This window comes from Taklimakanibacter lacteus (genome assembly GCA_003576695.1).
GTDB classification, from domain to species: domain Bacteria; phylum Pseudomonadota; class Alphaproteobacteria; order Rhizobiales; family Aestuariivirgaceae; genus Taklimakanibacter; species Taklimakanibacter lacteus.
In genome coordinates this window covers 71,844-83,940 of record QOZQ01000018.1, presented here as the reverse complement: position 1 = coordinate 83,940, position 12,097 = coordinate 71,844, and the positions used below count along the sequence as shown (strand labels likewise).

The 12,097-nt window shown below is 63.5% G+C and carries 13 protein-coding genes; 8 read left to right on the top strand and 5 right to left on the bottom strand.

Annotation, left to right across the window (positions count from 1 at the left end):
- Positions 1 to 299: 299 nt before the first annotated feature.
- The gene (locus DT068_RS27685) at positions 300 to 1,046 is read right to left on the bottom strand and encodes an SDR family oxidoreductase (RefSeq protein WP_368905324.1); all 747 of its coding nucleotides are present in this window, start codon (positions 1,044 to 1,046) and stop codon (positions 300 to 302) included.
- A gap of 148 nt (positions 1,047 to 1,194) precedes the next feature.
- On the opposite strand from DT068_RS27685, the gene DT068_RS27680 reads away from it, so the two are divergent.
- From DT068_RS27680 to DT068_RS27670, 3 genes are all read left to right on the top strand, one after another.
- Complete coding sequence (locus DT068_RS27680; protein WP_368905323.1) at positions 1,195 to 2,088, top strand: fumarylacetoacetate hydrolase family protein; 894 nt, start codon at positions 1,195 to 1,197, stop codon at positions 2,086 to 2,088.
- The gene (locus tag DT068_RS27675) at positions 2,085 to 3,167 is read left to right on the top strand and encodes an MBL fold metallo-hydrolase (RefSeq protein ID WP_119393143.1); all 1,083 of its coding nucleotides are present in this window, start codon (positions 2,085 to 2,087) and stop codon (positions 3,165 to 3,167) included. Before DT068_RS27680 ends, DT068_RS27675 begins: the two co-directional genes overlap by 4 nt.
- A 99-nt stretch (positions 3,168 to 3,266) precedes the next feature.
- Positions 3,267 to 4,490, top strand: a complete 1,224-nt coding sequence (locus tag DT068_RS27670) for a tetratricopeptide repeat protein (RefSeq protein ID WP_119393142.1) — start codon at positions 3,267 to 3,269, stop codon at positions 4,488 to 4,490.
- A 278-nt stretch (positions 4,491 to 4,768) separates the two neighbouring features.
- Here the strand turns inward: DT068_RS27670 and DT068_RS27665 are convergent, their stop codons facing one another.
- From DT068_RS27665 to DT068_RS27655, 4 genes are all read right to left on the bottom strand, one after another.
- Positions 4,769 to 5,236 (bottom strand): SRPBCC family protein, encoded by a 468-nt coding sequence (locus DT068_RS27665; protein ID WP_119393141.1) that lies wholly within the window; start codon positions 5,234 to 5,236, stop codon positions 4,769 to 4,771.
- Complete coding sequence (locus DT068_RS27660; RefSeq protein WP_119393140.1) at positions 5,233 to 5,574, bottom strand: ArsR/SmtB family transcription factor; 342 nt, start codon at positions 5,572 to 5,574, stop codon at positions 5,233 to 5,235. Before DT068_RS27660 ends, DT068_RS27665 begins: the two co-directional genes overlap by 4 nt.
- Positions 5,575 to 5,667: 93 nt before the next feature.
- Entirely contained in the window at positions 5,668 to 5,808 is a 141-nt protein-coding gene (locus DT068_RS28245) for a hypothetical protein (protein WP_162914506.1), read from the bottom strand.
- 4 nt (positions 5,809 to 5,812) lie between these two features.
- Positions 5,813 to 6,466, bottom strand: coding sequence for a hypothetical protein (locus tag DT068_RS27655; RefSeq protein WP_119393139.1), 654 nt, complete (start codon positions 6,464 to 6,466; stop codon positions 5,813 to 5,815).
- Positions 6,467 to 6,853: 387 nt separating this feature from the next.
- Here DT068_RS27655 and DT068_RS28240 point away from each other — a divergent pair, with 387 nt between their 5' ends.
- The 5 genes from DT068_RS28240 (at position 6,854) to DT068_RS27630 (ending at position 12,094) form a co-directional block, all read left to right on the top strand.
- A complete protein-coding gene (locus DT068_RS28240; protein WP_162914505.1) occupies positions 6,854 to 7,096 on the top strand; it encodes a GNAT family N-acetyltransferase in 243 nt (80 codons plus the stop codon).
- Between the two features lie 92 nt (positions 7,097 to 7,188).
- On the top strand, positions 7,189 to 8,208 hold the full coding sequence (gene rhaS, locus DT068_RS27645) for a rhamnose ABC transporter substrate-binding protein (RefSeq protein ID WP_119393137.1): 1,020 nt from the start codon (positions 7,189 to 7,191) through the stop codon (positions 8,206 to 8,208).
- A gap of 345 nt (positions 8,209 to 8,553) precedes the next feature.
- Positions 8,554 to 10,062, top strand: coding sequence for a sugar ABC transporter ATP-binding protein (locus DT068_RS27640; protein ID WP_119393136.1), 1,509 nt, complete (start codon positions 8,554 to 8,556; stop codon positions 10,060 to 10,062).
- Positions 10,059 to 11,051 carry an ABC transporter permease gene (locus DT068_RS27635; RefSeq protein WP_119393150.1) on the top strand — a complete coding sequence of 331 codons (993 nt, stop codon included), beginning with the start codon at positions 10,059 to 10,061 and terminating at the stop codon, positions 11,049 to 11,051. Before DT068_RS27640 ends, DT068_RS27635 begins: the two co-directional genes overlap by 4 nt.
- Positions 11,048 to 12,094 carry an ABC transporter permease gene (locus DT068_RS27630; RefSeq protein ID WP_119393135.1) on the top strand — a complete coding sequence of 349 codons (1,047 nt, stop codon included), beginning with the start codon at positions 11,048 to 11,050 and terminating at the stop codon, positions 12,092 to 12,094. The genes DT068_RS27635 and DT068_RS27630 overlap by 4 nt, the downstream gene beginning before the upstream one ends.
- Positions 12,095 to 12,097 lie beyond the last annotated feature (3 nt).

The window sequence follows — 12,097 nt, the reverse complement described above, 5'->3', positions numbered from 1 at the left end:
GCCTCTCTCGTCAGCACACTGCCACGATGCCCTTGTTGTGCAGCCCCTATCTCACCGCACCGCAAAACAAGACGAACGAGGCGTTTGTGACACAGTAAGAAATTTCACCGGTGAAACAGCGCCTCGAAGCATCCCTCAGATCATAATCTCCCTCCGCCGCCGACCTTGCTCCGCCGAAGCGAAGCCTCGGCTTCGCGAAGGCGAGAGGCGGGGAGGGTGGCGGAGGGAGAATCAGCGCACATCACTTAACTAGCGTCGATGAGGGTGAGGGTGACGCGTCAGCTTGAACTCATCGCTCCCTAGCCGCGCCCGACAAAGGGCATGGTGTTGGCCATCACCGTCATGAACAGCACATTCACATCGAGCGGCAGGGATGCCATATGCACCACCGCATCGACCACATGGCGCGCATCCATGGTGGGCTCGGGCTTGGTCGACAGATCGGCCTGCAGCACGCCGCTCGCCATCCTGGCCGTCATCTCGGTCGCGGCATTGCCGATATCGATCTGACCGCAGGCGATATTGTATTTGCGCCCGTCGAGCGAGGTCGAGCGCGTCAGGCCGGTGATCGCATGCTTGGTCGCGGTATAGGGCGCCGACAGCGGGCGCGGCACATGCGCCGAGATCGAGCCGTTGTTGATGATGCGCCCGCCCGAAGGCGACTGCGACTTCATCAGCCGGAACGCTTCCTGGGTGCAGTAGAAGGCGCCCGACAGATTGGTGTCGACGACGGATTTCCATTGCTCGACGCTGAGGTTCTCGAGCGGGATGGCGGGCGCGCCGATGCCGGCATTGTTGAACAGCACATCGAGCCGGCCGAAGGTCTTCTTCGTGGCCGCGAACAGTGCCGCGACCGAGGCGGGATCGGCGATATTGGTCGCAACCGCCAGGCAATCGCCGCCGATCTCGGCTTTGGTGGCATCGAGCGCATCCTGGCGGCGGCCCGCCAGCACGACCGAATAGCCGGCCTTGGCCAGCCCCTTGGCGACGGCCCGGCCGATGCCCGACCCGGCACCGGTCACCAGTGCGACTTTCTTGACGCTCAACGTGAATCTCCCATTCTTGCCGTCCGACACTAGAATCAACAGGTTGCCGGTGTCCATCACTTGCTTTCCGTTCACGGCTGTAGATGGAATAGCGGGATGAAGCAGTTGCTACCGGACGTAGACTGTTGCTAGCCCCAACGAGGTGGTCGTGAAAATACGTCGCCACATCATACCTGGCCGGCCGGGAACGAGCGTCATCGAGGTCGAAACGGCAGGTGGCTGGACGGCCCTTGCCGAGGACGAGGCCGCGCAGCTCGCCTGGCTCACAGGGCTTCCCCCGCCTGCGAGCAAGGGTGGGCTTGTGCTGCCTTTCCAGCCGAGGTCCTTCCGCGATGTCCTGCTTTACGAGGACCATTGGGTCAATTCCTCGCGGGGCTATGTCCGCCGGTTCATGCCGGCCGCTTCGCGCCTCGCACAGGCCTATGAGAAGCTGACGGGATCGACCTTCCCGGCTTTCCGCCCGCCGAAGCTCTCGAATGTCCAGCCGGTTTATTATTTCGGCAATCATCTCACCATCGTGCCGAGCGGAACGCCCATCGCCATCCCCACCTTCACGCAGGCCCTCGATTACGAGCTCGAGCTGGGCTTCGTCCTGGCCAGGCCCTTGCGCAACGCCACGCCGGAAGAGGCCCATGCCGCGATCGGCGGCTTTGTCGTCGTCAACGACTTCTCCGCCCGCGACATCCAGCGCGCCGAGATGCGCTCGGGCTTCGGACCGCAGAAGAGCAAGCACTTCATGAGCTCGATGTCGGGGACACTGGTCACCGCCGATGAAATCCTGCCGCGCCTCGATGCGCTTCGGGCTGTGGTCGAGATCAATGGCCGGCATGTTGCGCGGCCGAGCGCGGCCGGCATGCGCTGGAGCCTAAGCGAGGTTCTGGCGCATCTGTCGAAGGACGAGCAGCTTCATCCGGGCGAGCTGATCGCGACGGGCACGCTGCCGGGAGGGTGCGGCCTGGAGGCCGGCCACTTGCTCGCCAAAGGCGACGAGCTGCGGCTCGTCATCGAAGGGGTGGGTGAGATCACCCACCGGATCCTGTGACACCTGTCTTCCTCAAAGGTCCCGACCGCAACACGACGCGCTATGGCGAGACGCCCCGCTTTCGCGAAGGCCTCTATCGCCTGGCCGGCAGGACCTATGCCTGGATGGTGCCGAACGGGTCATGGGGCGAGGCCAATTTCGGGCTCGTCGATTGCCGCGGCAAGAGCGTCATCATCGACACCGGATGGGATCTCACCTACGCGCGCGAATTCCTCGGCTTTGCCGCCGACATCGTAGGGCCATCGCCGGTCGACAGCGTGATCAACACCCATGCCGATGGCGATCATTGCTGGGGCAACCAGCTCTTCGCCGGCCGCCGCATCATCGCGACGCATGCCTGCATCAGGCACATGCATCATGTGACGCCCGGTTCGCTGCGCGCTCTGGCGCAGGCTACCCGCGTGATGAAGGCCTTGCCGGTCGCGGGCCTCGACAGGCTCGGTCACTATGCCGGCGCGATGCTGGCGCCCTACGACTTCCGCGGCATACGCCTGACCACGCCCAATCAGGGCTTCTCCGGCGAGACCACCATCGCCGTGAACGGCGTCGAGCTCACGCTCATCGAAACGGGACCGGCGCATACCGAGGGCGATGCCATGGTCCATGTCCCCTCCGAAAGAGTTCTCTATGCCGGCGACATTCTGTTCACGGGCGGCACGCCGGTCATGTGGGCGGGGCCGCTCGCCAATATCATCGCTGCCTTGCGCCGGATTCTGGCGCTCGATGCGCAGGTCATCGTGCCCGGCCACGGGCCGGTCGCGACGCGCCCGGATGTCGAATTGCAGATCGCCTATTGGCAGACCCTCGAGGACGAATTGCACAAGCGCCGCCGGCAGGGCATGCCGCCCGCCCGGGCGGCGGCCGATCTGCTCTTGAGTCCTTCCTTCCAGGCGACGGCTTTCGCCCGGTGGGATTCGCCTGAGCGGATCATCCGCAACGCTCATGCCCTCTATGAGGAATGGGGCGACCCGCCGTCCCGCCTGCCGGTGGCTCTGACGAGGCTCGGCACGCTGCGCGAGCAGGCAAGCCTCGCCATGCGCCTGCCGATGGCGACGCCCCGCTGCATGCACAGGCGTTAAGAGGCTGGAAAGCCGCAGCTGCTATCCAGGACCGGTACCCGCGGGGCCACTGGACGGCTTGGCCGGCGGTCGGCTTTGCTCGCTCCGGATCATGCTCAGATGCGCGGACGAAGGCTCGATATTCTGACGATTTCGTTGCTCGCCTTCCTGGCGATGCCCGCCGCAACCGGTCGCGCCGACGAGCGTTATGATTGCGAAAAGCTTAAGGGCGAGCCCTCGATCAGGGCCTGCACCTCCCTGATCGAGGCGGGCAGCAATTCCGCTCCCGTCATGGCCATCGCCTATCTCAACCGCGGTCTCGAATATTTCGGCATGGGTTATTACGATCAGGCGATCAGCGACTATTCGGCGTCGATCTCCCTCGATCCCCGGAATGCCAATGTCTACAACAACCGCGGCAACGCCTATCATGCCAAGCGCGACTATGACCGCGCCATCGCCGATTTCGACCAGGCGATCGTGCTCAGTCCCGGTCTGACGCTTGCCTACAACAACCGCGCCGTCGCCTATGCCGGAAAGGGCGATCTCGACCGGGCGATCGAGGACTACAGCCAGGCCATCGCCCTCGATCCGGCCTATGCCGGCGCCTATGGCAATCGCGGCAATGTGTTCTTCAAGAAGGGCGAGTATGACCGCGCCCTTGTCGATTTCGACCAGGCCATCGTGATCAACCCGAAAAGCGCCCTCTTCTACCGCAGCCGCGCCAAGGCCTATCAGGAACTGCGTCTTTATGATCGCGCCATTGCCGATTACCGCCGCTCGCTCGAGCTCAGGCCCAGCGAGACGGCAGAGGCCGGCCTCAAGGTGGCGCAGGTGCTGCTGAAGGAGCAGAGCAAGCCCGAGCCCCGGATCGAGATGTCGTTCCGGCGCATGCCGAACACCGACCTGTCGGGGCCGCTGCTCGATGCGCAGAGCATCGGCGATCTCGCTTCGTGCGAAAGCGCCTGCGCCGGCAACGGCTCATGCCGCGCCTACTCCTTCAATATGTGGAACGCGATGTGCTTCCTGAAGGGTGATCCGACCTTGCGCCTGATGGAGCCCAGCACCATGAGCGGCCTCAAGGACGATACCTATCCGCCGCCCATTTCCGACGCCACGGTCGCCATGATCCGCTTCCGCCACAAATTGTTCCCGGGCGACCCGTTCCGCCAGAGCTCGCAGGACCGCTTCGAGGATTGCGAGGCGAGCTGCCGCGACAGCGACAGCTGCGTCGCCTTCTCCTTCATCAAGACCGAGCTCGCCTGCCGGATGTTCGACAATGCCGGCGAATATTCGAATGACGAACAGGCCGATAGCGGCGCCAAGCGCCAGACGGTCAACTAAAGCACGATAAATCTCCCTCCGCCGCCGAAGGCGGGGAGGGTGGCGCGCGGAACGCGCGACGGGTGGGGTGTCTCAGCAAGGAGGTCTCGCAGGCAAAGCAATCTGCGAGCCGTTCAGACCAATTATTCAGACACTGTCTCGGCGAGAGACCCCACCCGTCCGCCCTGCGGGCGTCCACCCTCCCCGCGCTCTCGCCTTCGCGAAGCCAGGTTTTCTCTCCGGTGGGGCAAACAGGCTTCGCTTCGGCGGAGCAAGGTCGCGCGGCGGAGGGATCAGTCTCATTCGACAAGCCCGGCGAGCTGCGCGGTGACCGTACCCCAGCCGTCATGGAATCCCATTTCCTCATGCGTCTTGCGATCCTCCGGATTGCGATGCATCGCATAGGCCATATAGTCGGTGCCTTGCGGATGATCCTTGAAGGTGATGACCGCGGTCATGAAGGACTGCTCGGACGGCCGCCAGCCGCCGAGCAGCGCATCGGTGAAGACGATCCGCTCGAGGTCGTCGACGGCAAGGAAGCAGCCGCTGACATGCGGCCCGAAAGTGCCGCCATTCTCGCTCATCCGGGTGATGAAGGAGCCGCCGGGACGAAGCTCCATGGCGACCACCTTGCATTTGGCCGGCGCCGGTATCCACCATTGCTCGAAGCGGCGGGGATCGGTCCAGGCGCGCCACACCGCCTGGCGCGGCGCCTTGATGATGCGCGACACGCTGAGATCGAGATCGGGATTGAGCGGACGATTCATTTCGGATTTTTCCTGTTCTGTTCGGCGATGACGAAGTGCTCGAGCCTGTCGGTCCGGCCCTCCCAGAGGGCGCGCTGCCGGGCGAGCCAGCTTTCCGCCGTGGCAAGAGTCTTCTTCTCGAGGATGCAGGTCCGAACCCGGCCTTCCTTGCTGGTGCGGATGAGCCCGCTGTCCTCGAGATAGTGGATGTGTTTCATGAAGGACGGCAGCGCCATGGCGAAGGGTTTCGCCAGATCGCTGATGCTGGCCGGTCCCTGCCCCAGGCGCCCGATCACCGCCCGGCGGGTCGGGTCGGCAAGCGCCTGGAAGACATGATCAAGCTGGTTATACTGAGCCATAAGGCTAAGTATCACGAGACAACACTTAGCGCAACAGCTAAGTTTTGACACAAGCAAGAGGCCCGCAGATTTGAAAGGATCTGCGGGCCTTGTTTATTGCGTCATCGTCCAGGCCAACATCGCCGCAATGGCGCCTGTGCCGATGGTTGCGGCCGCGAGCCCGATAAAGATCGAGATCAGGAAGGGCCGGTCGGCATCGCTTGCCGGCTGGGAAGTCTGTGCATGCTTCGCCATCGCGCTAGATCAGGTCGCGGTCGACGATGCGGCCGGTCCGTGCGTTGAGCAGGATCCGCCAGGTATCGCCGGAACGCCGGCCGAGATAGGTATAGGTTTGGCCTCTGCATTCGACGACCCGCACCCGGTTGAACCGCTCGGCAACGATCTGACGGCCTTCGCCGCAACTGATGCGATAGCGCGGCCTGACGCTATAGACCTCCCAATAGGGCTCAGGATACCAGTAGCCGCCGAAATAGAAGCGGAAGGTTGCGTCCTTGCTGCGCCGGCGATGATGCCGGTCCGGATTATAGCGCCACTTGCCTTCGCTCACCCGGCTGCGGCTGCGCACATCGACGTCCACATCGACATTGTCGTTGTCCTGCTGGGCGCGCATGCGCTTCTTGCGCGGGATCACCTGGTCGCCGGACTGGTCCTCGACCTGGTTGTCCTGGCCTGAACCTCTCAGCCGCTTGCCGGATACGCCCTGATTGTCCTCACCTGGGGCTTTCATCTTTCTGCCTTCGCCGCCGCCTTTCATGCCGCCGCCGGCGCCGGGACATTGCTCGCCGATGCATTCCTGCGCCCCGGCACCCTGAGCTTTGACTAGGGTTGCACTCGCGAAGGTTCCCAGCACGAGGGCCGAGGCCAAGGCGGTGGTGGTCAGAATATGTTTCATTGAAAATTCCTCCATTCGGAGGATTGAACTGAAATGAAAGGCGGTTGGTTCCTTCAAGTAATCTTACCGAAGATTACTTGGAAATCGGGCCGGGGCTCAAATAACCCCAAATAACAAGAAAGCCCGGCGGGGCCGGGCTTTCAAGGCGTACGGGGTCCGTGGGGGCACGAGAACCCAGCTTGCCTGCATAAACTTACGCAATGTAAGATGGTGTTGCAACGCGCCATTTGCCGATTGGCGCATTTTCCGTGGCGAACTGATCCGATGGCGGAACCGCCGGTCCTTCCCGCCCGAAAGCTGATTTTGCGGCCGCCGCAACCTTCGGATGCCGACGCCCTTCACGGTCACCCGGAACTAGGTCGGCAGGGCGAAAGGATGGAACATGCCATGACATGCGAGGGCGATGTCATTGGCCGCGTTGCCCTGCAGGCTTTGATCGGCTTCGCCTTCGCCAATTGCGCGCTCACCGAGATCATGGCCGATATCGATCCGCGCAATGATGCGAGCCTCAGCCTGCTGGCCCGGCTCGGCTTCCGCAAGACCGGCTTCGCGCAACGCACGATAGAGGTTGCGGGCGTTTGGTGCGACAGCATCTATATGCGGCTCGGTTACGACGAATGGCCAAGATGATGGCGCCGCGAAGGAGCGTTGCGCGGCTTGCTCCGGAAGCCCAATGAAGGCACCATGTGAGCGCAGGCAAATGCCCAGGGAGGAAAATTGAGATGACCACGACACGCCGTACAGTCTTGAAATATGCCGGCGGAGCCGCCTTCATCGCCGCGGCCCCGGCAATATTGACGACACCGCTGAGAGCCCAGGCGAACAAGCGCATCGCCATGATCGTCAAGAATCTCGGCAACAGCTATTTCGACGCCTGCGCCAATGGCGCCAGCGAAGCCGCCAAGGAGCTGGGCGGCATCGAGATCATCTATACCGCCTCCGCCAAACCGACCGCCGAAGAGCAGATCGCCGTGATCGATGCGCAGATCGCCCAGAAGGTCGACGGCATCATCGTCTCCGCCAATGACGCCGACGCCCTCGTGCCGGTCGGCAAGAAGGCCATGGAGCGCGGCATCAAGGTGATGAGCTTCGACAGCGCCATCGCGCCCGCCGGCCGCATCGTCCATCTATCGGCCTCATCGACGCCGCTCATCGGCGCCAAGCAGGTGCAGATGATCGCCAAGACGCTGGGCGGCAAGGGCGAGGTCGCCATCCTGTCGGCGGCTTCCACCATGACCAACCAGAATTCCTGGATCGCCGCCATGCAGGAGGAATGGAAGAAACCCGACTACAAGGACATGCCGCTGGTGGCGACGGTCTATGGCGATGACCAGGACGACAAGAGCTATCGAGAGATGCAGGGCCTGGTGAAGGCGCATCCCAATCTCAAGGGCGTCATCTCGCCGACCACGATCGGCATCCGCTCCGGCGCCAAGGCCATCGTCGATGGCGGTCTCGTCGGCAAGGTCTTCATCACCGGTCTGGGACTTCCCTCCGAGATGAAGGACTATGTGATGCAGGGCGCCTGCGACAGCTTCGCGATCTGGAATCCGGTGGAATATGGCTATTCCTCGACGCAGATCATGGCCGCGATACTGGGCGGCGCCGACACGAAGGAAGGCGCCAAGCTCTCCATGGGCAAGAAGGGCGAGACGACCGTCGGCCCGGACGGCGAATGCATCATGGGCGAGCCCTTCGAATTCAACAAGACGAATGTCGAGGAATTCGCCAAGATCTTCTGATCTATCCTTACTGCAATATCGCGCTATGGCCGGACTCGTGTTCGGCCATAGCAGCTCGTCTCCAATTTTCCCCCTCGCCCGTTGCGAAGCAATGGGAGAGGGTGCCCGACAGGGCGGGTGAGGGCTCTTTGCCTACAACAAGAACAGCTTTCGAAGATTTTGCGGGCCTCCAGAAAGAGCCCTCATCCACCCTCTCGCCTTCGCGAAGCCGAGGTTTCTCCCCGACAGAGCAGATAACTTCCGCTTCGGCGGAGCAAGGTCGGGCACCTTCTCCCATCCTCCGGACGGGAGAAGGGAAACTGGAGGGAGTGATTTCTCCTTCCCAAGTGCCGTACTTGCCGTTGGATGATCGTGTCTGATCCCATCCTCACCCTTTCTGGCATATCCAAGCGCTTTCCGGGCGTCAGGGCCTTGCACGACGTCTCGCTCGCGCTGAAACCCGGCCGGGTGACGGCCATCATCGGCGAGAACGGCGCCGGCAAATCCACCATCGTCAAGATCCTGACCGGCATCTACCGGCCGGATGAGGGCGAGATCCGCGTGCGCGGCGAAGCCAGGAGCTTTGCCTCGCCGCGCGATGCCTGGGCCGCCGGCATCGCCGCGATCCAGCAGGAGACGGTGATGTTCGACGAATTGAGCGTCGCCGAGAACATTTTCATGGGCCATATGCCGACCGGCGCCTCCCGGCTTGTCGCCTGGCCGGAGATGCGCGAGCGCGCGCAGGCGCTGCTCAAGCGCATCGATGCCGTGATCCCGCCCGACTTCAAGCTCAAGCGCCTCTCCGTCGCCCAGAAGCATCTGGTCGAGATCGCCCGCGCTCTGTCGCATGAAGCGCAGGTCCTCATCATGGACGAGCCGACAGCCGCCCTTTCGGCGAGCGAGATCGACGATCTGTTTCGCGTCGTCGCCCAGCTCAAGTCGGAAGGCCGCGCCATCGTCTTCATCAGCCACAAATTCGATGAGATCTTCCGCATCGCCGATGATTTCATCTGCCTGCGCGATGGCGAGAAGGTCGGCGAGGGATCGATCGCCACGGTGACTCAGGCCCAGCTGGTGCGCATGATGGTCGGCCGCCCGGTCGACCAGTTCTTTCCCAAGCGCGACGTCGCAATCGGCGAAACCGTGCTCACGGTCGAGGGCCTGTCCAACGCGACCGAATATGCCGATGTCTCCTTCTCGCTGCGCCAGGGCGAGATACTGGGCCTCTATGGGCTTGTCGGCGCCGGGCGCAGCGAAGCCATGCAGGGGCTGTTCGGCATCACCCCCATCACCAGGGGCGAGGTCACGCTGGAAGGGCAAAAGCTGTCGATCGCCGCACCTTCCGATGCGATCGCCGCCGGCATCGCCTATGTGCCGGAGGACCGGCAGGATCAGGGCGCCATCCTCTCGCTCGGCATCCGCGAGAATGTGACCCTTGCCGGCCTCACGAAACATGTGAAGGGACTGTTCCTGTCCCGCGCCTCCGAGCAGGCCGAGACGCGAAGCCTCGGTCGGAAGCTGTCGGTCAAGGCGGCCCATTGGGAGCAGCGCCTGGCCGAATTGTCGGGCGGCAACCAGCAGAAGGTCGTCATTGCCAAATGGCTGGCGACGCGCCCGAAAGTCATCGTGCTGGACGAGCCGACCAAGGGCATCGATGTCGGCTCCAAGGCGGCGGTGCATGATTTCATCGGCGAGCTCGCGGGCGAAGGCCTGGCCGTGGTGCTGATCACCTCCGAACTGCCCGAGGTGATGGGCCTTGCCGACCGCGTCATCGTCATGAAGGAAGGCCGCATCGTCGCTGAATTCAAGCGTGGCCAATGGAGCGCCGAGGCGATCGTGGGGGCGGCGACCGGCGCCGGCAAGGAAGCGGCATGAAGGCGCTCCTGCGTAATCGCGAACTCGTGCTGGCGCTGATCCTTGTCATCGGCATTGCCGCGATCGGCGCCTATCAGCCGGCCTTCCTGGCCTGGGGCAATATCAGGGACATGCTGACCGAGACATCGGTGCTGTTCATGATGGCGCTGGCCCAGATGGTGGTCATCCTGACCCGCGGCATCGACCTGTCGGTCGCCGCCAATCTGGCGCTGTCGGGCATGATGGCGGCGCTGGTCAGCCAGTATTACCCGGACGTGCCGCTCATCCTCATGATCGCGACCGGCATCGTGACGGGTTTGCTGCTCGGCATGCTCAACGGCGCGCTCATCGCTTATCTCGGCATTCCGCCCATCGTCATGACTCTGGGCACGCTGGCGATCTTCCGCGGCATGATCATCATCATCGCCCGCGGCGACCAGGTGAACGCATCCGAAATGGGCGTCGCCTTCCAGGCCTTCCCGAAGCAGGTGTGGCTTGGCCTGACGAGCCCGGTCTGGATCGCCATTGCGGTGGCCTTGCTGTTCTGGATCTTCCTGGGCTTCACCCGTGCCGGCCGCGGCCTCTATGCGGTGGGCGGCAATCCGGTGGCGGCGCGCTATTGCGGCATCGACCAGCGCCGGCAGGATCTTCTTGCCTATTCGATCTCGGGCGCCGTCTCGGGGCTGTGCGGATATTTGTGGGTGGCGCGCTATGGCGTCGCTTATTCCGAGATCGCCAGCGGCTATGAATTGACCGTGATCGCGGCCTGCGTGATCGGCGGCGTGTCGATTGGCGGCGGCATCGGCACGGTTGCCGGCACGTTGCTCGGCGCCCTCTTCCTCGGCATCGTCATGACGGCGCTGCCGGTGATGCAGATCTCGCCCTTCTGGCAGATGGCGATCTCGGGCGCCGTCATCCTCGCCGCCGTCGTCATCAATGCGCGCGCCGAACGCCGGCCGGACAAATTGATCCTGCCCGAAGCGCGCCGGCTCAGACGGGTGACGCCATGACGGCGCCCGTCACATCCGGGGACCGCTATGCCGTCGCCGATGCGCCGCAGCGCCGCTGGCGCGACATCGCACTCCGCTGGGAAGTGATCCTCCTCGCCCTGCTGGCGCTCACCATCATCGTGAACACCATCGCCTCGCCCTATTTCCTCGATGTCTTCAACCTGGCGGATGCGACCTTCAACTTTTCGGAAAAGGCGATCATCGCACTGGCCATGGCGCTGTTGATCCTGGTGCGCGAGATCGATCTTTCGGTCGCCGCCATCGTGGCGCTGGCCGCCATGGGGGTCGGCTATGCGGCCGAGGCCGGATTTGGCCCCCCGGTCCTCTTCGCTGTCGCCATCGGCATCGGCCTTCTCTGCGGCATCTTCAACGGCGTGCTGGTGTCCTATCTCAACCTGCCGTCCATCGTCGTCACCATCGGCACCATGTCGTTGTTTCGCGGCCTCACCCAGGTGATACTGGGCGACCAGGCGAAGACGAAATTCCCTTCCGACTTCCTCGATCTCGGCCAGAGCTATTTCATCAAGATGAAGGAGACCGGCCTTTCCTGGCTGTTCCTGCCGCCGGTGCCCTTGTCCTTCCTGATCTTTCTCGGTCTCGCCGTGCTGTTCGGCCTGGTGCTGCACAGGACGGCGGTGGGCCGCCGGCTCTTCGCCGCGGGATCCAACCCCGTGGCGGCGCGCTTCTCCGGCATTCCGGTGGCGCGCCTGCGTTTCATCCTGTTCGCCGTGTCAGGCATCCTGTCTGGCCTCGCCGCCGCCCTTCTGGTGGCGCGCCTCGGCTCGGTGCGCTCCAATATCGGCATCGGCTGGGAGCTCGACATCGTGACCATGGTCATATTGGGCGGCGTGTCGATCGCCGGCGGCGTCGGCTCGATCCTCGGTGTGTTCCTGGCCGTGCTGGTGCTGGGCCTCCTGACCTTCGGCATGTCGCTCAACAACATCCCGGGCCAGGTGGTCAGCGTCTATATCGGCGCGCTGCTGATCGCCGTGATCGCCATCCCGCGCATCATCGAGCGGATAAGGACAAGGAGCACGCGTTGAAGC

Bases quoted from the DNA above. Each gene is read 5' to 3' on its own strand.
- DT068_RS28240 (WP_162914505.1), top strand. From the start codon at position 6,854: ATGACATGCGAGGGCGATGTCATTGGCCGCGTTGCCCTGCAGGCTTTG.
- DT068_RS27670 (WP_119393142.1), top strand. From the start codon at position 3,267: ATGCGCGGACGAAGGCTCGATATTCTGACGATTTCGTTGCTCGCCTTC.
- DT068_RS27665 (WP_119393141.1), bottom strand. From the start codon at position 5,236: ATGAATCGTCCGCTCAATCCCGATCTCGATCTCAGCGTGTCGCGCATC.
- DT068_RS27655 (WP_119393139.1), bottom strand. From the start codon at position 6,466: ATGAAACATATTCTGACCACCACCGCCTTGGCCTCGGCCCTCGTGCTG.
- DT068_RS27660 (WP_119393140.1), bottom strand. From the start codon at position 5,574: ATGGCTCAGTATAACCAGCTTGATCATGTCTTCCAGGCGCTTGCCGAC.
- DT068_RS27630 (WP_119393135.1), top strand. From the start codon at position 11,048: ATGACGGCGCCCGTCACATCCGGGGACCGCTATGCCGTCGCCGATGCG.
- DT068_RS27635 (WP_119393150.1), top strand. From the start codon at position 10,059: ATGAAGGCGCTCCTGCGTAATCGCGAACTCGTGCTGGCGCTGATCCTT.
- rhaS (WP_119393137.1), top strand. From the start codon at position 7,189: ATGACCACGACACGCCGTACAGTCTTGAAATATGCCGGCGGAGCCGCC.
- DT068_RS28245 (WP_162914506.1), bottom strand. From the start codon at position 5,808: ATGGCGAAGCATGCACAGACTTCCCAGCCGGCAAGCGATGCCGACCGG.
- DT068_RS27640 (WP_119393136.1), top strand. From the start codon at position 8,554: ATGATCGTGTCTGATCCCATCCTCACCCTTTCTGGCATATCCAAGCGC.